Below are 20,354 nucleotides of genomic sequence, written 5' to 3'. Positions count from 1 at the left end.
GCCCCGGCCCGCACGCTCGCCGCGCAGCCACAAGCCCCCGCCAGCGGACCGCTCTCGCGCCGGAAGGCCGATGGGCCGCACCCCGGTGCAGGGGTGCGGCCCATCGGCCCGGCGCGACTACACGCGTGCGCGAAGCGTCACCGCACCTCGGTGATCTCGGGCCCGCGCGAGAGCTGGCCCATGCCGCCGGAGAAACGCGAGCCGCTCTGGTCCTCCTGCTGAACTCCTTCGGGCACCATCTGCGCGTCGTTCGGCAGCTTCAGGACGATCGGGTCGCGGGGCGCCATCGGGCCCTCCCCGCGGACGACCACGGTGTCCCGGAAGATCTGCTCGAGAAGGCCGGCGGTCCCCGGCTGCACCGCGCCCTGTCCGGAGATCACTCCGCGCAGGAACCAGCGCGCCCCGTCGACACCCACGAACCGGACCACCTGGAAGCCGCCCGTGCCGTCCGGCAGCTGCACCGGCACCTGTGCGCGCAGTTCCCAGCCGAGCGGTCCCTCGATCTCGTCGATCACGCCGCCCTGCTTGGTGATGCCGGAGGCGATCTCCTCGCGGACCTCGCGCCAGATGCCCTCGCGCTTGGGGGCGGCGAAGGCCTGCAGCTGGATCGCGCTGTCCCGCAGCACCACGGTCGCGGCGACGATCGCGTCGCCCGCGACCTCCACGCGCAGCTCCATGCCCTCGACACCCGGGATGAAGAGACCACCGAGGTCCACGCGGCCCTCGGCCGGATCCCGTACCTCGGAGCTGTCCCAGGGGCCGTCGGGGCGCGGCGCGGGCTCGAGCCTTACGCGCTCCGCCTCCGCCTCGTCCGCCGCGTCGACGTCGACGACCTGCTCGGCCTCGCTCGCCGCGTCCGCCGCGTCCTCGGCGGAACCCCTCTTCTTGCGACGTCCGAACACGTCACTGTCCTTCCCGGTCGGATACGACCGAAGCGTATCGATTCCCGCCCACGTGCCCATCCGCGCCGCCCACGGCGGCATGACCGCCGGTGGAACCGAAGCCCCCTTCGGCCCGCGCCGAGTCGGGAAGATCCGCCACCTCCTGGAAGCGCACCTTCTCGACCTGTTGGACGACCAGTTGAGCAATCCGGTCGAAGCGCTCGAACCGCACGGACTCGCGCGGGTCGAGATTCACCACGATCACCTTGATCTCCCCACGGTACCCGGCATCCACCGTCCCTGGGGCATTCACCAACGCCACACCGAAACGGGCCGCGAGACCGGAACGCGGGTGCACGAAGGCCGCGTACCCCTCGGGAAGCGCCACCGCCACCCCGGTGGGGAGAACAGCCCGCTCACCAGGGGCGAGTTCGCATGGTTCGGTTGTCCGCAGATCGGCCCCCGCGTCACCGGGATGTGCGTACTCCGGAAGCGGAACGTCCGGGTCGATACGACGGATCTGCACGACGAGCGGCTCACGGGCGGCGGGGGTCACGGGTTCACCTCGAAGGCGCGGACGCGCCGGATCTGGTCCGGGTCGTTCATGGCGGCCCGGATCTCCGCAGGGCGGCCGTTCTCGATGAAGTGGTCGACCTTGACCTCGATGAAGACGGCGTCGGCGCGGACCGCGACCGGCCCGTCGGGGCCGCCGATCCGGCCGGTGGCGGTGGAGTAGATCTTCCGGCCGGCAACGGCGGTGACCTCGGCCTCCAGATACAGCACCGTGTCGACGGGCACGGGGAGCAGGAAGTCGGTCTCCAGCCTGCCCGTCACGGAGACGACGCGCAGCAGCCAGTTCAGCGAGCCCAGCGTCTCGTCCAGCGCGGTGGCCAGGACACCGCCGTGCGCGAGGCCGGGAGCACCCTGGTGGGCGGGCCGTACGGTGAACTCGGCGGTGACGCTCACGCCGTCGCCCGCGCGGGCCTCCAGCTGCAACCCGTGCGGTTGCCCGGCGCCGCAGCCGAAACACTGTCCGTAGTGCGCGCCAAGCAGCTCCCCGGGAGCCGGCGCTTCGGGGTGCCGCACGGGGGTCACGGCGTCGGCCGGCGGCATCAGGCCCGTAGATGTACCACTCACAGGCGCAGACCTTACCCGGAGTATCCCGCCCCGACCGCCCTGGCCTCGGCCCCTTCCCGTCACCGTGCCAAGCTTGGCTGCATGCAGCATTCCGCACCCTCCGCATCGCCCTACGAAGAACGCCTCACCGCACCCCGCTTCTGGTGGGTGGTCTCCGTCCTGGTCGGGATCTCGCTGGCGCTCATCCTGCTGCCGTTCGGCACGCTGCCGCTGCTGGGCGGCCTCGTCGGCGGCACGGCGGCCGCGGCGGTGGTGGTGAGTTCGTACGGCTCGGTCCGCATCCGAGTGGTCGGGGGTCTGCTGATCGCCGGGGACGCGAAGATTCCGGTGTCGGCTCTCGGTGAGGCGGAGATCCTGGACGAGGACGAGGCCCAGGCCTGGCGCACCCACAAGGCGGACGCCCGCGCCTTCATGCTCCTGCGCGGCTACATTCCGACGGCACTGCGCGTCGAGGTCACCGACCCCGAGGACCCGACGCCCTACCTGTATCTGTCGACGCGCCACCCGGAACGCCTGTCAGCGGCACTTACGGCGGTACGGGCGTCGTAGCGAGGGACGCCCCGTTGTGGGCAGTCGTTCCTCCCCAGCTACCGCTGGGGGTGCCCCGAGGTGCCCCCAGGCGATGGGGGTGCCGTGCCCCTGCAGGGCACGAATGTGCGGCACCTCGTCAGCGAGTGCCGGCGAGAGTCCTGCGCGGCCCCGGCGCGAGCTCAGTGGCCGAGCTCCTTCGGAAGCTCGCCCACCACGATGGCATCGGCCGGCTTCTCCAGAGGCGGCAGCTGCGGCAGCTCGTCCCAGGGCACCTGACGCTTGCGAAGGTCCCTGCGGATGTGCTCGGCCAGCCTCCTGGTGTCGCGGCGGTTCATGAGCGCACCGACGGCCGCACCCACCATGAAGGGCATCAGGCTCGGAAGGTTCCTGACCATCCGCTTCATGATCTGCTGGCGTAGCTGGAGTTTCATGGGGCCGCCGAAGGCGCCAGCGAGCGTCGCCGGCTTCTTGACGTCGACATCGCGCTCCTCCGTCCACGACGTCAGATACGCGGCGCTGCGCTCCCTGAGGTTGCCGGGCGGGCGCACTCCGTAGACCTCGTAGAGCTCGGCGATCAGCTTCAGCTCGATCGCCGCGACACCGGTGATCTCGGCGGCCAGCTCGGTGGGCATCGCCGGCGGTACAGGCAGCATCGCTGCCGCACCGACGCCCGCACCCACGGTGGAGGACGCCTTGGCCGCTCCGGCGACCAGTTTGTCCGCGAGCTCCTCGGGGGTCAGTCCGGGGAACTGCTTCCGGAGAGTCGCCAGGTCGCGTACCGGGACGCGCGGGGCGATCTCGATGATCCGGTCCGCGAGAAAGCCCAGGCCGGCCTTGGCAAGGCTGCCGCTCTTGCGCACGCCCTCTCGGACGGCGGTCGATCGGCGCCTGGCCGGAGGCGTCTCGACGTCCCCTGCCGAGACGTCGTCAGCCCTCTCCAGGGCCCCCGTCATGCCGACGGCCGGCGGGCTGCCCAAGTGGGGGGCTTCGAGCGAGGCCGAGGCCTTACGGCCTCGCTCGTCGTCATGCACGCCGTCAGACGGGCCACCATCCGCTTCCGCAGAGCGGAAGCGGCGCTTCCAGGGCGGAGTCGAGCCTGTCACGGCCGAGTCCGCCTCAGTCGCAGTCGCGGCAGATCGGCTGGCCGTTCTTCTCGCGTGCCAGCTGGCTGCGGTGGTGGACCAGGAAGCAGCTCATGCAGGTGAACTCGTCCTGCTGCTTCGGCAGGACCCGGACGGCCAGCTCCTCGTTCGAGAGGTCCGCTCCGGGCAGTTCAAGGCCTTCGGCGGCCTCGAACTCGTCTACGTCGACCGAGGAAGTCGTCTTGTCGTTCCGGCGGGCCTTCAGTTCTTCAAGGCTGTCAGAGTCGACGTCGTCATCGGTCTTGCGTGGGGTGTCGTAATCCGTTGCCATTTCGCTCTCCCCCTCTGGGTTCTGTGGTGTCTCAGCGCACGTAACGCGTGAGAGGCCGGACTTGTGCCCGACCCGAGGCGGAGATTTTGCCTCACATCAAGGTCTGTTACTCAATCGACACCCAACCGGACTCCCCATGAGTGATCGGCTTGGATGGCGATCGCGACCGTACACGGTCCGAATGTTGCACTTCACGGGCGCCACCCCGTGTACTTCCCGTGATCAGGACCCCCGAAAACCCCCACGTTCCCGGCTTTCCGACGGGATTCTTGATCACGGAGAGTATATGGCCGGAAATCTGCTCCTGTGATCGATCACACACGATCCAGTCCGGCACACGTCCTGAAAATTCCGCGCAAAGCGAACAGCCCCGGCGTGTCGCCGGCGACACGGTTCATCGGCGTGTCGCGGCGACTCTCTCACACCGGGAGTGTGACTCGCATCACAAGCCCACCTCCCTCGCGTGGCTCCGCGATGATGCGGCCGCCGTGGGCACGCGCCACCGACCGCGCGATCGACAGGCCGAGCCCCACACCCTTGTCGCTGCCGGTCCGCTCCGTACGCAGCCGCCGGAACGGCTCGAAGAGGTTGTCGATCTCGTACGCGGGCACGACCGGGCCCGTGTTGGACACCACCAGGACCGCCTGGCCGTGCTGTGCCTCCGTGGTGACCTCGACCCAGCCCCCTTCGGGGACGTTGTAGCGAACGGCGTTCTGGACGAGGTTCAGAGCGATCCGTTCCAGCAGGACGCCGTTGCCCTGGACGACGGCCGGCGCGCGTTCTCCGCGGATCTCGACACCCCCCGCGACAGCCTCCTCCCGCACCTGCTCGATGGCGCGCGAGGCGACCTCCGCGAGGTCGACCGGCTTGCGCTCCACGATCTGGTTGTCGCTGCGGGCCAGCAGCAGGAGGCCTTCCACGAGCTGCTCGCTGCGCTCGTTGGTCGCGAGCAGGGTCTTGCCAAGCTGTTGCAGCTCCGGCGGCGCACTCGGATCGGAGAGCTGCACCTCGAGCAGGGTCCGGTTGATCGCCAGCGGCGTGCGCAGCTCGTGCGACGCGTTGCCGACGAAGCGCTGCTGGGCCGTGAAGGCCCGCTCCAGACGCTCCAGCATCTCGTCGAAGGTGTCCGCGAGCTCCTTCAGCTCGTCGTCCGGACCGTCCATCTCGATACGCCGGGACAGGTCGCTGCCCGCCACCTGGCGCGCGGTACGCGTGATCCGGCCGAGTGGTGAGAGCACCCGGCCCGCCATCGCGTACCCGAAGGCGAAGGCGATCACGGCGAGGCCGAGCAGCGCGAGGAGTGAGCGGCTGAGCAGGTTGTCCAGAGCGGCCTGGCGCTGGTGGTCGATGCAGGTACTGATCGCGGAGTTGAACTCGTCGAGCGACAGCTCGCCGCTGGCCACCTCGGGGCAGTAATGGCTCGAGACCTTGATGTCGGTACCACCGACGATCTTGAACGGTGGCTCGTTGCCGACGTTCAGCGCCTGGGCCGCGAGCAGATAGATGATCGACAGCAGCAGGATGCCGGCGATCAGGAACATCCCGCCGTAGAGCAGCGTGAGCCGTATCCGGATGGTCGGCCGCAGCCACGGGAACGGGGGTTCGGGACGTCGGGGGTCCCAGGTGGGCTTCGGTGGCGCCGCGGGCGGCGCAGGCGTAGTGGCCATGGAGGGCTTCAGATCCGGTAACCGGAGCCGGGAACGGTGACGATGACGGGGGGCTCACCGAGCTTGCGGCGCAGCGTCATCACGGTGACGCGCACGACGTTGGTGAAGGGGTCCGTGTTCTCGTCCCATGCCTTCTCCAGCAGCTGCTCGGCGGAGACGACGGCGCCCTCGCTGCGCATGAGCACCTCCAGGACCGCGAACTCCTTCGGCGCGAGCTGGATCTCCTTGCCGTCGCGGAAGACCTCGCGGCGGTTGGGGTCGAGCTTGATGCCGGCGCGCTCCAGGACGGGCGGCAGCGGGACGCTCGTACGGCGTCCGAGAGCACGCACGCGCGCGGTGAGCTCGCTGAACGCGAAGGGCTTGGGAAGGTAGTCGTCGGCGCCGATCTCCAGGCCCTCGACGCGGTCGCTGACGTCGCCGGAGGCCGTGAGCATCAGGACGCGGGTCGGCATACCGAGCTCGACGATCTTGCGGCACACGTCGTCACCGTGGACGAGCGGAAGGTCGCGGTCGAGGACGACCACGTCATAGTCGTTGACTCCGATGCGTTCCAGGGCGGCAGCACCGTCGTACACGACGTCGACGGCCATGGCCTCCCGGCGCAGTCCGGTGGCCACCGCATCGGCGAGCAGCTGCTCGTCCTCGACGACGAGTACGCGCACGTCGCTTGTCCTTCCTGTGTCACCCGCAAGGCCCAAGGGCGCACGCGGGCACGGTCCGTCGTGGGATGAGGCCTCCATCCTGCCTCTTTCGGCCATAAACCGGCTGTAAGACGGGTGTGCTCACAGGAATGCGCGATTTTTCTCGCGTCAGGCATGTTTCCCCGGAAGTCCGGTGGGGGAAGACGACCTCACACCCGCGATCACGCTTTGTATGTGGCGTGCCACCGATCGCTTTCCGCAGAGCGACGAGAGCCGTGATCGCCCCTTCCAAGGGCACACCCCCGTGCCACCGACCCACGACCCAGGACGAGGGGCGCAGCATGGACGCTTTCACCACCGGACTTCTGCAGCGCATAAGGGCGACCGAGTCCGATCTGACCCGGGCTCGAGAGACGGGCGACGACTTCCTTGCGGAGGTCGAGCAGGGCGAGCTGGACGACCTGCGCCGCCTGGCCGCCGAGCACGGCGTGGAGGTCGGCGCATTGCGCGCCTGAACCGCTTGCAGGAGAGGGCCCCGGCAGTCGGCTGCCGGGGCCCTCTCGCGTGCGGAGGCGACTGCCGTCGGCGCCGCGCGCTCTTGGGAACCAGCCGTCGAGGATTGCGCCCACCACGCCGGGGCGCGGGTCCCACGCCGGGGTCCGGGTCCCAGCCGCGGGCCCGCCGTCGTGGGCTGCGCCCACCCCCGCCGGTGGTTCGGTACCGGGCAGGCACCCGTCGTCGTGGGTTGTGCCCACCCTCCCCCAAGCTCTCGGCTTCTCCCCCAGTGCCTCAAGGGCCTGGGGGAGTACATCCCGGCGCGGCCCCGACCCACCCACCGACACGTCGCGAACCACCCACTAGCGGCAAGCCGCGCGCGTGCCCGAAACGCGCCACCGTCATTGGCGGCCGTAGGCGCATCGGCGCCGCGAGCAGCGCGTCCAGCGGCGCCGAGCCCGGCTCAGTCGTGCCAGGCGCCCAGCTCGTCCAGGCGGGCCTGGAGCGGCTCGAACAGGCCGGGCGGGGCGGCGATCGTCAGGTCGGTTGTGGGGGCGTCGCCGGGGCGGCCGCCGGTGAGGGCGCCCGCCTCGCGGGCGATCAGCTCGCCGGCCGCGTAGTCCCAGGGATTGAGCCCGCGCTCGTAGTACGCATCGAGCCGGCCCGCCGCGACGTCGCACAGGTCGATCGCCGCCGAGCCGCCCCGGCGTATGTCCCGGACCTGCGGGATGAGCTGCCGGACGACCTCGGCCTGCCGGTTGCGGCGCTCGGCGAGGTAGCCGAAGCCGGTGCCGACCAGGGCGAGCTCGAAGGCGGGTGCGGGCCGCACGTGCGCGGGCCTGTCGTTGAGGTACGCGCCCTCACCCAGGACCGCCCGGCAGGTCTCGCCGCGCATCGGGGCGTGCACGACGCCGACGAGCGTCTCGCCGTCCTTGCGCGCGGCGATCGACACCGCCCAACTCGGAAGCCCGTACAGGTAGTTGACGGTTCCGTCGAGCGGGTCGATGACCCACTGCACCCCGCTGCTGCCCTCGATGCTCGCGCCCTCCTCGCCGAGCACACCGTCGTCCGGCCGGCGGTCGGTCAGCAGGCCCGTGATCAGCTTCTCGGAAGCGATGTCCATCTCGGTGACCACGTCGACGGCACTGGACTTGGTGGCGGCGACGCCGAGGTCCGCGGGGCGTCCGTCGCGCAGGAACTCGCCGGCACGGAGGGCGGCCTCGAGCGCGAGCTCCAGCAGTTCGGCCTTCAGCTGGTCGGTCAACGGATCTCCTTGTTCTGGGCGGTCACCGGGGTCTCCACCAGCCGGTCTGACATCTGAGGGCCTTTCGTGGGCGAGCCGGCCCGTATGCGAGGGACCCGCCTCACCGGGTCCGCCGGCAGGCCGTCCATGGGCAGGCCGTCCGCGCCCCTCACGCGTACCGGCTGTCGGCACCGGCGGCCGCGGGTTTCGGCGCGCGGGCCGGGCAGCAGCCCACCGGGCAGAGGTCGTGGCTCGGGCCCAGCGCCCCGAGGGCACAGCGCTCCATGGAGCGCCCGCTCTCGACCGCGGCGCGCTCTATGACGAGCTCCCGCACCGCGGCTGCGAACCGCGGGTCCGCTCCGACGGTGGCCGAGCGGCGGACCGGAAGCCCCAGCTCCTCGGCCTTGGCCTTGGCCTCGGTGTCGAGGTCGTACAGGACCTCCATGTGGTCGGAGACGAACCCGATGGGGGCCATCACCACGGCCGGGACACCGGCCCCGTGCAGTTCTTCCAGGTGATCGCAGATGTCCGGTTCCAGCCAGGGTATGTGCGGGGCGCCCGAGCGCGACTGGTAGACGAGCTGCCAGGGGTGGTCGATGCCGGTCTCCTCGCGCACCGCGTCCGCGATGAGCCGGGCGACGTCCAGATGCTGCTTGACGTACGCACCGCCGTCGCCGTGGTCCTCGACGGGCCCGGAGGTGTCCGCGGCCGAGTTCGGGATGGAGTGCGTCGTGAAGGCGATGTGCGCGCCGTCACGGACGTCCTCGGGGAGGTCGGCGAGGGATTTCAGAAGCCCGTCGATCATGGGCTGCACGAAGCCGGGGTGGTTGAAGTAGTGCCGCAGCTTGTCGATCTTCGGCAGCTCCAGGCCCTCCGCCTCCAGGGCGGCGAGCGCGTCCGCCAGGTTCTCGCGGTACTGACGGCAGCCCGAGTACGACGCGTAGGCACTGGTCGCGAGGACGAGGATGCGGCGGCGGCCGTCGGCGACCATCTCGCGGAGGGTGTCGGTCAGATACGGCGCCCAGTTGCGGTTGCCCCAGTACACCGGCAGGTCCAGGCCGTGGTCGGCGAAGTCCTTGCGCAGGGCGTCGAGCAGGGCGCGGTTCTGGTCGTTGATCGGGCTGACCCCGCCGAAAAGGAAGTAGTGCTGCCCGACCTCCTTCAGCCGCTCCTTCGGGATACCGCGGCCGCGCGTCACGTTCTCCAGGAACGGGACGACGTCGTCGGGCCCTTCGGGGCCGCCGAACGAGAGCAGCAGAAGGGCGTCATAAGGGGCGGGATCCAGCACTCGTGACATGCCTCCGATCCTGCCACCCGCCACTGACACCCGGAAAACGGGCTTGTGAACGGCGGGCTCAGCGGCCCGAAAACCGTCTGCGACACAGCCACCGCACCCGTAAGCTGTATCGGCCAGCTTTACGCCTTACCGATGCCCGCCGGAGTCCTCGTTGCCCAGCCCCTACCGCGCTCTCTTCGCCGCCCCCGGCACCAAGGGATTCTCAGCCGCAGGGCTTCTCGGGCGGATGCCGCTGTCGATGATGGGCATCGGCGTCGTGACGATGATCTCGCAGCTCACCGGGCGGTACGGTCTCGCGGGCGCACTGTCGGCCACCATCGCGCTGTCTGCCGCGGTGATCGGCCCGCAGATCTCCCGCCTGGTCGACCGGCACGGGCAGCGCCGGGTGCTGCGGCCCGCGACGCAGGTGGCGCTGGCCGCGTCGGCCGGCCTGCTGCTGTCCGCCCACTTCGAGCTGCCGGACTGGCTGCTGTTCGCGTTCGCGGCCGGGATCGGTTGCGTACCCAGCGTCGGTTCGATGATCCGGGCGCGCTGGGCGGCCCTCTACCGGGGCACTCCACAGCTCCACACCGCGTACTCGTTCGAGTCGGTGGTGGACGAGATCTGCTTCATCTTCGGGCCGATCATCTCGATCGGCCTGTCCACGGTGTGGTTCCCGGAGGCAGGGCCGCTGCTGGCCGCCGCGTTCCTCGCCGCCGGGGTCTTCTGGCTGACGTCCCAGCGGGCCACCGAGCCGGCACCGCACCCCCGCGAGCACCACACCGTCGGCTCGGCCCTGCGCTCCAAGGGCCTGCAAGTCCTCGTCGCCACGTTCGTCGCGACCGGCGCGATCTTCGGCGCGGTCGATGTGGTGACCGTCGCCTTCGCCGAGGAGCAGGGCCACAAAGCGGCGGCGAGCCTCGTGCTCGCGGTGTACGCGGCGGGCTCGTGCATCGCCGGAGCCGTCTTCGGGCTGCTGCATTTCACCGGCCGTCCGGCCACGAGGTGGCTGCTGGGCGTATGTGCGATGGCGATGAGTATGATCCCCCTCCTACTGGTCGGAAACTTGCCGTTTCTGGCCGTGGCGCTCTTCGTCGCGGGCCTGTCCATCGCACCCACGATGATCACCACGATGGCCCTCGTCGAGGAGCACGTACCACGCGCACAACTGACCGAGGGCATGACCTGGGTGAGCACAGGGCTTTCGGTGGGCGTCGCGCTCGGCTCCTCCATGGCCGGCTGGGTGATCGACGCCGCCGGTGCGGACGCCGGGTACGGGGTTCCGGCGGTGTCCGGAGCCGTCGCGGTGGCGGTCGGTTTCCTCGGGTACCGCCGGCTCAGTCAGCCGGTGCCTGTGCGGGGAGGGGCCCAGCAGCATGGCGAACGGGAAGAGCGGCACGTGGCGTAACTGGGCGGGGAACGTCACCGCCCGTCCGGTACGGGAGGTCACTCCCGCCTCGGTCGACGAGCTCTCCGACGCCGTACGGAAGGCCGCAGAAGACGGTCTGAAGGTGAAGGCGGTCGGCACCGGCCACTCCTTCACCGCTACCGCCGCGACCGACGGCGTGCTGATCCGGCCCGACCTGCTCACCGGAATACGCCGCATCGACCGCGAGGCCGGCACCGTGACCGTGGAGGCGGGCACTCCCCTGAAGCGGCTGAACGCGGCCCTGGCCCGGGAGGGCCTGTCGCTCACGAACATGGGCGACATCATGGAGCAGACCGTCTCGGGCGCGACCAGCACGGGCACCCATGGCACGGGCCGCGAATCGGCCTCGATCGCCGCACAGATACGCGCCCTTGAACTGGTGACGGCCGACGGTTCGGTTCTGAGCTGCTCCGAGAAGGAGAATCCGGACGTGTTCGCGGCGGCCCGAATAGGCCTGGGCGCGCTCGGCGTCGTCAGCGCGATCACCTTCGCCGTGGAACCGCTCTTTCTGCTCTCCGCGCGCGAGGAGCCGATGGCCTTCGACGAGGTCATGGCCCGCTTCGACGAACTCCACGCGGAAAACGAGCACTTCGAGTTCTACTGGTTTCCGCACACCGGGAACTGCAACACCAAGCGCAACAACCGCAGCACGGGTCCGGTCGCCCCGGTCAGCCGGTGGAGCGGCTGGTTCGAGGACGAGTTCCTCTCCAACGGCCTTTTTCAGGCGGTCAATTCGCTGGGCCGGGCCGTCCCCTCGACCATCCCGGCGATCGCAAAGATCTCCAGCCGCGCCCTGTCCGCCCGTACGTACACGGACATTCCCTACAAGGTCTTCACCAGTCCCCGCCGGGTGCGCTTCGTCGAGATGGAGTACGCCGTCCCACGCGAGGCCCTGGTCGAGACCCTCCGTGAACTGAAGGCCATGGTCGACCGCTCGGATCTGCGCGTCAGCTTCCCCGTCGAGGTGCGCACGGCGCCCGCCGACGACATCGCGCTGTCCACGGCATCAGGTCGTGAAAGCGCCTATATCGCCGTACACATGTACAGAGGCACGCCTTATCAGGCGTACTTCACGGCCGCGGAGCGGATCTTCACGGCGCACGACGGACGGCCGCACTGGGGCAAGCTGCACACGCGGGACGCCGAGTACTTCACGGCGGCCTACCCGGGGTTCGGCGAGTTCACCGCCCTGCGTGAACGCCTGGACCCCGAGCGCCGCTTCGGAAACGACTATCTGCGGAGGGTCCTGGGCGACTGAGCAATTAGGTCCATTTCCGGGGACTTTGTGAAGTGCGCCACGCGCAGCGACGCGAATTCGCCGTCCTGCGGCCAACTACCGCCCCCTGATAGAAGTTGGGTGGCGTGCCGCTCCACCCGAGTGGCCCGAATGGAGTACTGTTGCGAGCCCTGGGTCCGGTCTCCCGCCAGGGTGCCCGGGTCCCTCCAGGACCACCGGGAGGGGGCTCGTTGCACAGGGCGACCAAGTTGGTCACTGAGCGTTGCGAATAGGTAACCGTGTCATAACGGCGATCCAGGGCCCATGCCCGACACGCCGGGCAACTCGGCAAGGTTGTGGCAGGCTGCACCCGGGCAGGCCACACTCGACTAGCGGAAGCAGCGACGCACGTGACGTCGGCAGGCACCACCCGGGAGGTCCCCATGCCCGAACTGCGTGTCGTGGCCGTCTCCAATGACGGCACACGGCTGGTGCTGAAGGCTGCGGACAGCACGGAGTACACGCTTCCGATTGACGAACGTCTCCGCGCCGCCGTGCGCGGCGACCGTCCCCGCCTCGGCCAGATCGAGATCGAGGTGGAGAGCCATCTCCGCCCCCGTGACATCCAGGCGCGTATACGTGCCGGTGCCACCGCGGAGGAAGTCGCCCAGCTCGCCGGCATCCCCGTCGACCGCGTTCGGCGCTTCGAGGGTCCTGTGCTGGCCGAGCGCGCCTTCATGGCCGAGCGGGCCCGGAAGACTCCCGTGCGGCGCCCCGGCGAGAACGCGGGGCCCCCGCTCGGAGAGGCCGTCCAGGAGCGGCTGTTGCTGCGCGGCGCCGAGAAGGACACCGTCCAGTGGGACTCGTGGCGCCGCGACGACGGCACCTGGGAGGTCCTGCTCGTCTACCGGGTGGCGGGCGAACCGCACTCGGCGAGCTGGACGTACGACCCGCCGCGGCGGCTCGTACAGGCCGTCGACGACGAGGCGCGCTCGCTGATCGGTGAGTCCGACGACCTCGCCGCGCCCGAGCCCAGCTTTCCGTTCGTGCCCCGCATCGCCCGGCTGCCGCGCGACCGGCCGCTGGACCGCGCCCTGGAGAGGCCGAGCCTGCCGTCGCAAGCGCCCGAACCGCCCGAGGAGAGCATCCCGAGCGAACAGGGCCGCGACTCCCTGACCAGCCTGCTCGAGGCCGTGCCCAGCTTCCGTGGCGACATGATCGTGCCGGAACGTCCCTCGACGGCGCCGGAGCGCCCCGTGGACGAGCCCGCGCAGGAGCCCGAGGCGGAGGAGCCGCCGGCCCCCGCGGCCTCGGCCGGATCTGCCGGTTCCGCCTACGCGGACGTGCTCATGCCGCGCTCGGTGACCAGCCACCGTGACCGACTCGTCGGCGCCACCGACCGCCAGGCCGAGGCGGACGGCGTGCGGCCGGGCCGTCGCGCGGCGGTCCCGAGCTGGGACGAGATCGTGTTCGGCACGAGAAGGAAGAAGCAGGAGTAGCGGCCCGGTCGGGCACGGAGGCGCTCGTACGCCGATGTCGCTCCCGCCGTCGTCACGCCTAAGCGCTCCGCTGGAAGTCCGGTGCAACACCTGCGGGTCCGTCGTGGCTGGTCGCGCAGTTCCCCGCGCCCCTTACGGGGCGCGGTACCGCACCAGACTTCGCCAAGGCCGCTTAGGGGCCCGCGCCGGGTAGGTGCGGGTCCCTCTCCCTTGGCGTACTTGCCCCTCGGGTAGGCGCCAGGCGGACGCGGGACCCTCTGCGCCCACACCCTCGCGATACGCGGCGGGGGACGCACACCCCCGCCACACGCCTCCCGCGGCACACGCCAGGCAGACCCACGCCACCGCCACACGCCTCCCGCGGCACGCGCCAGGTGGACGGTTCAGGTGGCGCAGACGCGTGTGTCAGCCCGACTCCGGGCCCGTCGCCACCGGGCGGGACGGATCCGACGACCACTCCGACCAGGAGCCCACATACAGCGCGGCCGGGATGCCTGCGACGGCCAGGGCCAGTACCTCATGGGCCGCCGAGACACCTGAGCCGCAGTACACGCCGATCTCGGAAGTCCCGGATGCGCCCAGGGACTTGAAGCGGGCGGCCAACTCCTCGGCCGGCAGGAAGCGCCCGTCCTCCGCGATGTTCTCCGTGGTCGGCGCGGAGACGGCGCCGGGGACGTGACCGGCGACCGGGTCGATCGGCTCGAGGTCACCGCGGTAGCGCTCGGCGGCGCGGGCGTCCAGGAGCAGGCCCGTGCGGGCCAGCGCGGCGGCGCCGTCCGCGTCGAGCAGCCCCGTGGCACCCGGCTCGGGCACGAACGTCCCCGGCTCCGGTGAAGGCGTCTCGGTGTCGAGCGGCCCTTCCCATGCGCCGATGCCGCCGTCGAGGACCCGCACCGAAGGGTGACCCGTCCAGCGCAGCAGCCACCACGCCCGCGCTGCGGCCCAGCCCTGCCCGCCGTCGTACGCGACGACCGGGGTGTCGGCCGAGACGCCCGCCCGGCGCATCGCCGCACCGAACTCGGCAACGTCCGGCAGAGGGTGGCGACCGGCCGCGCCGGGCGGTCCCGCCAACTCGGCGTCGAGGTCGACGAAGACCGCCCCGGGGATGTGCCCGGCTTCGTATGCGGCCCGGCCGTCGAAGGGGGCGGCCCCTTGGGCCGTGCTCAACTGCCAGCGGACATCGAGCAGCACCGGCGGCTTGCCACCCGCCAACTCGTTCGCCAGTTCAGACGCGGAGATGATGGCATTCATGGCTCCATCCTTGCGCACGGGGTGGCCCCCACGCCCGCGTCCGGCTAACCTGCTCCGCCGGGGGTCCGACCACGCCCTGTGCGGGTCCGAGCACGCCGTGTACAACTGATCGACATCGCGCGGCAACGGCCCGGGAACGGGTGAGTAACCCGGCAACGCGTGAGTGAGGGATGCGGACATCCTCTCGCCACAAGCCGCCCCGACACGGCGCGGCCGGGGCACGGGCCGCGACAGGGAGTGCGAGCATCTGCCTGACGCGGCGGCATCCGCAGAGTGGCGCGGGGCGCGTATGTGAAGCGTGGAAGCGAGCACAACCGACGGCAGCAGGTGACGGGCTACAGGTGACGGTGGCGGATGACCGGTGATGACGTCATCCGTCGTCCGGCCGCACCGAAGGGGTCGAGGAGAGCGTGACGATGACCGAGGCGGGGTCCCAGGACCGGCAGGACGACTCCGGTCCCGCACGGCGCACACTCGGTGAACCTTGCTGGGTGAGTCTGATGGTGCACGGCATGGAGGCGACTCAGCAGTTCTACGGGGAGCTGTTCGGCTGGGAGTTCCGACCCGGGCCGCAGCAACTCGGGCCGTACGTAAGGGCCCTGCTCGACGGCGAGGAGGTGGCCGGCATCGGCCGGTTGCCCGGCGGGCGGGAACTCCCCGTCGCCTGGACGCCGTATCTGGCCACGGACGACGCGGACACGACGGCCGCGACCGTGCGCCACTGCGGCGGCACCGTCGGCGTCGGCCCGCTGCATGCGGCCGCCGCGGGGCGCATGGCCATCGCGTCGGACCCGGCAGGCGCGGTGTTCGGCATCTGGCAGGCGGCCGCGCACCTGGGCATGGCGGCCGCCGGCGTGCCCGGTGCCCCCGTCTGGAACGAACTCATGACGCGGGACACCGCGAGCGTCGCCCGGTTCTATCAGTCCGTGTTCGGTTACAAGGAGGAGGCTGTCGTCTCGGCCGACTTCGACTATGTGACGCTGCATCTGGACGGCCGCCCGGTGGCGTCCATCCACGGCGTGGGGCGTGCGCTGCCCCGGGATCGTGGCGCCCATTGGATGACGTACTTCGAGGTCGCGGACGTCGACGAGGCGGCGGAACGATTGACCGACCTGGGCGGACATGTGCTGCAGCCGCCGCACGACGGGGACAAGGGGCGGACGGCAACGGTGGCGGATCCGGAGGGAGCGGTGTTCGCGCTCCTACGGACGGCGGGCTGACACCGCGTCGATGCGGGTGGCGCCGGTCAGCAGCCGCCCGAGGCGGTACGGGCTCCGACGCCGATCTGCAGAGTGGTGGGTGCCGCGCAGCAGCCTCCGCCGGACTGTTCGGTGCCCTCCGGCTCGTCGAACAGGCCCGCGCCGCCGCACACTCCGGTCTCGGGGAGGGTCAACTCCACGCGTTCGGCGGCCTCCTGGTCTCCGGCCAGGGCGGCGGCGACCGAGCGGACCTGCTCGTATCCGGTCATGGCCAAGAAGGTCGGGGCGCGCCCGTAGCTCTTCATGCCGACCACGTAGACGTCCTTCTCCGCGTGGGAGAGCTCCTTGGCGCCGTGCGGGTAGACGGTGCCGCACGAGTGGACGTTCGGGTCGATCAGCGGGGCGAGTGCCACGGGGGCCTCGAGGCGCTCGTCGAGGTTCAGGCGCAGCTCGGACAGGATGGAGGTGTCGGGGCGGAAACCGGTCAGGACGATCACCTCGTCCACGGCGTCGAGGCGGCGCTCGTCCTCGCCTACGAGCACGAGTCGGTCGCCGTCCCTCTCCACGGCGGCGGTGCGGAAGCCGGTGACGGCGCTCGCGTATCCGTCCTCCACGGCGGCCCTGGCTCGTAGGCCGAGCGCGCCGCGGGCCGGAAGCTCGTCGGCCTCACCGCCGCCGAAGGTGCTGCCGCTGATGCCGCGCCGGAGAATCCACACCGCGTGCGTACCGGGCGCCTCCTTCGCCAGCTCCGCAAGGTACGCGAGGGCGGTGAAGGCCGAGGCGCCCGAGCCGATGACGGCGGTGCGCCTGCCGGCGTAACGGGCGCGCACGGCCGGGTCGACGAGGTCCGGGACCCGGTAGGCGATGCGGCCGGCGGCCGCCTTCTCGCCGAGGGCGGGCAGGCCGTCGCCACCGGCAGGGCTCGGGGCGGTCCACGTACCGGAGGCGTCGATCACCGCACGGGCGGTGATCCGCTCCTCCGTGCCGTCGGCGTGCGCCACATGGACGGTGAAGGGCTGCTCCTCACGCCCGGCGTCTACGACCCGGTCGCGGCCGGCGCGGGAGACCCCTGAGACCTCGGCGCCGTAGCGGACGCGGTCCCCGAGGACGTCGGCCAGGGGCTGGAGGTAGAGCGAGGCCCAGTCGCCGCCGGAGGGATACGTCGCGCCGTCCGGCTTCACCCACCCCGTAGATGCCAGCAGCTTCTCGGCAGCCGGGTCGACGACCTCGGCCCAGGGGGAGAACAGCCGCACGTGCGACCAGTCGCGCACCGCCGTACCAGCGGACGGTCCGGCCTCCAGGACCAGCGGTTCCAGGCCACGGCCGACCAGATGCGCGGCGGCGGCCAGACCGACCGGTCCTGCGCCGATCACGACCACCGGCAGTTGCTGCTCACCCATGACTGCTGTCTCCTCACGTACCGGCGTGCTGCGGATGCGCCCTGCCCTCACGGACGCTACCTGATTCGACGCCTATCGATATCGCTTTTCGTCCGTGAGCCTGACAGGTGCATCGACATCTGTCAACATAGACACACGTCGAATTTAGCCGCTGCAACACCGACCACCCGTCCAAGCCCGACCCGCCGCCCCCGGCGGCTCGCTCACGACCTTCGGCGCTCGATTTCCGTACAGCGGGACGTCGACGGATGTTCGCCTTACTGTCACCCGTCAACGCGATTGATCCGCGAGCATCGATGATCTGTTCGCGGTACACCGAGGGGGAACCACAGTGCAGCGCCCACATCCGGGACGCAGGACCCGAAGGGTCACTACGATCACCGCCGCTTCCATGGCGGCCGCACTGCTGGCGGGTTGCGGATTCGTGGGCTCGGAGGACGACGGGGACTCGGACATTCCGTCCGCCACGCCTGCTGCGGTAGCCGATATCGACTGCGCCAAGAAGGGCAAGGTCCCCGGCTCGGGGTCCACCGCGCAGCAGAACGCCATGAAGTACTGGATCGGCCAGTACCAACGCGCCTGCCCCGGTGTGCGGATCGCCTACAACCCCGTGGGTTCGGGCGCCGGCGTCGCCCAGTTCCTGCGGGCGGCCACCGCGTTCGGCGGCTCCGACAGCCCGCTCAAGCCCGAAGATGTGGAACTGTCGTCGGAGAACGCCTGCCCGGGCGGCAGAGCCATCGACCTGCCCATGCTCGGCGGCCCCATCGCCATCGGCTACAACCTTCGCGGCGTGGACAACCTGGTGCTGGACGCCCCAACCCTCGCCAGGATCTTCGACGCCCGGATCACCACCTGGAACGACCCGGCCATCCGGAGGCTGAACCCGGACGCCGAACTGCCGGACACACGCATTCGACCCGTGCACCGGTCGGACGACTCGGGGACGACTCAGAACTTCCAGTCCTACCTCTCCGGAGCGGCACCTGAGGTGTGGCAGTACCCGGCCGAGAAGGCATGGCAGGGCAGGCTCGGCGAGTCCGCGGACGGGTCGAGCGGCGTTGCCTCGGTGGTCGATTCGAATGACGGGGCCATCGGCTACTTCGAGCTCTCCTTCTCGGTCGCCCTGAAGATCGAAACGGTCAGCATCGACACCGGAGCGGCCGAGCCCGTGGCTCCCTCTCCGGCAACCGCATCCGCCGGCATCGCCGCGGCCGAGATCGCGGGCGACGGCAAGGACCTGAGGTTGAACTTCGACTACGCGACCCTCCGTCGCCGCCGACGTCCGCCAGGTCGTGCGGACGCTTTCCTGATCACGGGGCGACGAGCAACCTGACGCCCACGGCGGGCAGTTGGCCTTCACCCAAGCACGAAGGCGTACGCCCTTCAGGCGACCGAAGGATCGAGGATCGCGCGTACCTTGTTCAGGCCCTCCTGGTTGACCGAGTACCAGGCCCAGGTTCCGCGACGCTCACGGTTCAGCAGTCCCGCTTCCGTCATTGTCTTCAGGTGGTGACTGACCGTCGGCTGCCGGAAACCCAGGCATGCGACCAGGTCGCATACGCAGGCCTCACCTGCGGGCGCACGCTCGATGATCCGGAATATCTGCAGCCGGGTGGGATCGGCGATCGCCTTGAGCATGGCTGCCAGCCGTTGGGCCTCTTCGCGATCGATCAGCAGACACGCGAGCCCGGGAGTGCACGTCTCCGCCTGCGCCTCATCAACCACCACCGAGGCGCTCAATTCAGTGATAGCCACCTTTTCACGATAAGTGTCCGTCAGAAGTGCGCAGTGTGTTCAAAGACACATCGCGAACCTTGTTCACCAAGCGTTCACTTTGGTGGCCACGGGTGACCCGCACGCATCCGACTCACGGGTCCACGTCGGCGAGACAACAAGGAGTTCACGTTCACGCCTCCGGCGCGCTTCCTATGCGGCGGGGGTCCCGGGAGGACGTTCTGGCCTTCCTGCGCGCGGCTTTCGAAGGGATGTACTCGAGGCGGTAGCCCATGCCGCGGATGGCGTCGATGGTGCAGCGGCTCGCGCCCTCCTCCCGGAGTTTGGTGCGCACTCGGCGGATGTGCACGGTCAGGGTGTTGCTGTCCAAGGTCTCGCTCCCCCACAGGGCCAGGGTCAGCTCGCTCCGGCTGACGACCCGGTTGGCGTTCTCCATCAGGTAGCGCAGCAGCATGAACTCACGTACGGGCAACTGCAGCGAGCGCCCGCGTACACGGACGTGGAAGCCCGCCGGATCGAGTTCGATGTCGCCGACCACCAAGGGCTGGGCGCGGTTGTCTTCGTCCCGGCCTCCGGAGATGAGCAGGGGGACGATCTCATCGGTCCGGTAGGGGCGGGCCACGAAGGCGACTGCGCCCGCCTCCACCGCTGCCGTCGCCTCCGCGGCCCCGTCGGGCCCGGCGGCCACCAGGACCGGCACGAGGTGGAGTTGGGCGATCAGCTGGGTGACCCGCGCGGCGTCGACGACCGGCAGAGGAGCGCCGAGCAGCACCGCGCGGGGATGGTGCACGCCGACCTGCAGCAGAGCCTCGGCACCGTCGTGGCAGACCACGGTCCGAAGGCCCGCCTCTTCGAAGCGCGCCCTGGTCTTGGCGGCCAGGTCCTCGTCGGGCTCGGCCAGCATGAGATCGGGAGCCTTGCCCTCTTCAGGGCGGCCCGGGCCGCTCTTCACGTATGGCTGCGGCGGCCGGTGCGGATCGGGCGTCACCCGTGGCTCTCCTTCACGTGTCGTGCGCAAAGGGACGGACCAGGACCGGTCTCAGGGCCCGGGCCGGTCTCAAGACCCGGATCGGTCTCAGCCGAAGCGGCCGGAGATGTAGTCCTCGGTGCGCTGGTCGGATGGGTTGGAGAAGATGAGTGCCGTCTCGTCGTACTCGACCAGCCGGCCGTGGCGCACGCCTTGTGGGTCGACGTCCGCGGTGAAGAAGGCGGTGCGGTGCGAGACGCGCGCCGCCTGCTGCATGTTGTGTGTGACGACGATGATCGTGAACTCCCGGGCGAGATGCTCCATCAGGTCCTCGATCTTGGCGGTGGCGATCGGGTCCAGGGGCAGGCCTGGGCG

20 protein-coding genes and 1 pseudogene are annotated in these 20,354 nt (G+C 70.3%); 7 read left to right on the top strand and 14 right to left on the bottom strand.

All coding sequences use genetic code 11. The annotated features are described in order from the left end of the window. Window positions 1–137: 137 nt before the first annotated feature. From H1D24_RS38525 to H1D24_RS38515, 3 genes are read right to left on the bottom strand one after another with little or no spacing between them, the layout of a single operon-like run. Window positions 138–902 carry a DUF3710 domain-containing protein gene (locus H1D24_RS38525; protein ID WP_181662406.1) on the bottom strand — a complete coding sequence of 255 codons (765 nt, stop codon included), beginning with the start codon at window positions 900–902 and terminating at the stop codon, window positions 138–140. A 1-nt stretch (window position 903) separates the two neighbouring features. Beyond that, the gene (dut, locus tag H1D24_RS38520; protein WP_181662405.1) at window positions 904–1,437 is read right to left on the bottom strand and encodes a dUTP diphosphatase; all 534 of its coding nucleotides are present in this window, start codon (window positions 1,435–1,437) and stop codon (window positions 904–906) included. Then, complete coding sequence (locus H1D24_RS38515; protein ID WP_181662404.1) at window positions 1,434–2,018, bottom strand: PaaI family thioesterase; 585 nt, start codon at window positions 2,016–2,018, stop codon at window positions 1,434–1,436. The genes dut and H1D24_RS38515 overlap by 4 nt, the downstream gene beginning before the upstream one ends. Before the next feature lie 81 nt (window positions 2,019–2,099). Here H1D24_RS38515 and H1D24_RS38510 point away from each other — a divergent pair, with 81 nt between their 5' ends. After that, window positions 2,100–2,567: a DUF3093 domain-containing protein gene (locus tag H1D24_RS38510; RefSeq protein WP_181662403.1), complete on the top strand. Its 468-nt coding sequence runs from the start codon at window positions 2,100–2,102 to the stop codon at window positions 2,565–2,567. A gap of 161 nt (window positions 2,568–2,728) precedes the next feature. Here the strand turns inward: H1D24_RS38510 and H1D24_RS38505 are convergent, their stop codons facing one another. From H1D24_RS38505 to H1D24_RS38490, 4 genes are all read right to left on the bottom strand, one after another. Further along, window positions 2,729–3,652 carry a hypothetical protein gene (locus H1D24_RS38505; protein WP_181662402.1) on the bottom strand — a complete coding sequence of 308 codons (924 nt, stop codon included), beginning with the start codon at window positions 3,650–3,652 and terminating at the stop codon, window positions 2,729–2,731. Between the two features lie 13 nt (window positions 3,653–3,665). Then, window positions 3,666–3,962, bottom strand: coding sequence for a DUF4193 domain-containing protein (locus H1D24_RS38500; protein ID WP_053655247.1), 297 nt, complete (start codon window positions 3,960–3,962; stop codon window positions 3,666–3,668). 419 nt (window positions 3,963–4,381) lie between these two features. Then, window positions 4,382–5,629: a sensor histidine kinase gene (locus H1D24_RS38495; RefSeq protein WP_181662401.1), complete on the bottom strand. Its 1,248-nt coding sequence runs from the start codon at window positions 5,627–5,629 to the stop codon at window positions 4,382–4,384. Between the two features lie 8 nt (window positions 5,630–5,637). Then, a complete protein-coding gene (locus H1D24_RS38490) occupies window positions 5,638–6,291 on the bottom strand; it encodes a response regulator transcription factor (protein WP_181662400.1) in 654 nt (217 codons plus the stop codon). A 320-nt stretch (window positions 6,292–6,611) separates the two neighbouring features. On the opposite strand from H1D24_RS38490, the gene H1D24_RS38485 reads away from it, so the two are divergent. Beyond that, window positions 6,612–6,785: a hypothetical protein gene (locus H1D24_RS38485; RefSeq protein ID WP_181662399.1), complete on the top strand. Its 174-nt coding sequence runs from the start codon at window positions 6,612–6,614 to the stop codon at window positions 6,783–6,785. Window positions 6,786–7,228: 443 nt separating this feature from the next. Here H1D24_RS38485 and H1D24_RS38480 read toward each other — a convergent pair whose 3' ends face one another. Together H1D24_RS38480 and H1D24_RS38475 are read right to left on the bottom strand one after the other, a co-directional pair. Continuing rightward, entirely contained in the window at window positions 7,229–8,029 is an 801-nt protein-coding gene (locus H1D24_RS38480; RefSeq protein ID WP_181662398.1) for an inositol monophosphatase family protein, read from the bottom strand. Window positions 8,030–8,177: 148 nt separating this feature from the next. Continuing rightward, window positions 8,178–9,305, bottom strand: coding sequence for a ferrochelatase (locus tag H1D24_RS38475; RefSeq protein ID WP_181662397.1), 1,128 nt, complete (start codon window positions 9,303–9,305; stop codon window positions 8,178–8,180). A 151-nt stretch (window positions 9,306–9,456) separates the two neighbouring features. Between H1D24_RS38475 and H1D24_RS38470 the strand changes: the two genes are divergently transcribed. The 3 genes from H1D24_RS38470 (at window position 9,457) to sepH (ending at window position 13,428) form a co-directional block, all read left to right on the top strand. Then, a complete protein-coding gene (locus H1D24_RS38470) occupies window positions 9,457–10,692 on the top strand; it encodes an MFS transporter (protein WP_181662396.1) in 1,236 nt (411 codons plus the stop codon). After that, window positions 10,661–11,971, top strand: a complete 1,311-nt coding sequence (locus tag H1D24_RS38465) for a D-arabinono-1,4-lactone oxidase (RefSeq protein WP_181662395.1) — start codon at window positions 10,661–10,663, stop codon at window positions 11,969–11,971. Before H1D24_RS38470 ends, H1D24_RS38465 begins: the two co-directional genes overlap by 32 nt. A 401-nt stretch (window positions 11,972–12,372) precedes the next feature. After that, a complete protein-coding gene (gene sepH, locus H1D24_RS38460; RefSeq protein WP_181662394.1) occupies window positions 12,373–13,428 on the top strand; it encodes a septation protein SepH in 1,056 nt (351 codons plus the stop codon). Between the two features lie 405 nt (window positions 13,429–13,833). Here the strand turns inward: sepH and H1D24_RS38455 are convergent, their stop codons facing one another. Further along, on the bottom strand, window positions 13,834–14,679 hold the full coding sequence (locus H1D24_RS38455; protein WP_181662393.1) for a sulfurtransferase: 846 nt from the start codon (window positions 14,677–14,679) through the stop codon (window positions 13,834–13,836). 416 nt (window positions 14,680–15,095) lie between these two features. Between H1D24_RS38455 and H1D24_RS38450 the strand changes: the two genes are divergently transcribed. Next, on the top strand, window positions 15,096–15,899 hold the full coding sequence (locus H1D24_RS38450) for a VOC family protein (protein WP_181662392.1): 804 nt from the start codon (window positions 15,096–15,098) through the stop codon (window positions 15,897–15,899). A gap of 26 nt (window positions 15,900–15,925) precedes the next feature. Here the strand turns inward: H1D24_RS38450 and H1D24_RS38445 are convergent, their stop codons facing one another. Further along, entirely contained in the window at window positions 15,926–17,278 is a 1,353-nt protein-coding gene (locus tag H1D24_RS38445; protein WP_181662391.1) for an NAD(P)-binding domain-containing protein, read from the bottom strand. A 391-nt stretch (window positions 17,279–17,669) separates the two neighbouring features. Between H1D24_RS38445 and pstS the strand changes: the two genes are divergently transcribed. Then, entirely contained in the window at window positions 17,670–18,611 is a 942-nt protein-coding gene (gene pstS, locus H1D24_RS38440; RefSeq protein WP_181662390.1) for a phosphate ABC transporter substrate-binding protein PstS, read from the top strand. A 50-nt stretch (window positions 18,612–18,661) separates the two neighbouring features. On the opposite strand, the gene H1D24_RS38435 is transcribed toward pstS, so the two are convergent. The 3 genes and pseudogenes from H1D24_RS38435 to H1D24_RS38425 all read right to left on the bottom strand — a co-directional run. Beyond that, window positions 18,662–19,033 (bottom strand): ArsR/SmtB family transcription factor, encoded by a 372-nt coding sequence (locus H1D24_RS38435; protein ID WP_374064612.1) that lies wholly within the window; start codon window positions 19,031–19,033, stop codon window positions 18,662–18,664. Window positions 19,034–19,184: 151 nt separating this feature from the next. Beyond that, window positions 19,185–20,000, bottom strand: coding sequence for a winged helix-turn-helix transcriptional regulator (locus H1D24_RS38430; protein ID WP_309484606.1), 816 nt, complete (start codon window positions 19,998–20,000; stop codon window positions 19,185–19,187). Between the two features lie 87 nt (window positions 20,001–20,087). Continuing rightward, window positions 20,088–20,354 (bottom strand): annotated as a pseudogene (locus H1D24_RS38425) (phosphate ABC transporter ATP-binding protein); the annotation flags it as partial.

The organism is Streptomyces himalayensis subsp. himalayensis, assembly GCF_013778455.1.
Classification (GTDB): Bacteria; Actinomycetota; Actinomycetes; order Streptomycetales; family Streptomycetaceae; genus Streptomyces; species Streptomyces himalayensis.
The sequence above is the reverse complement of the archived record's forward strand: the minus strand, read 5'-3'. Positions and strand labels throughout refer to the sequence as shown.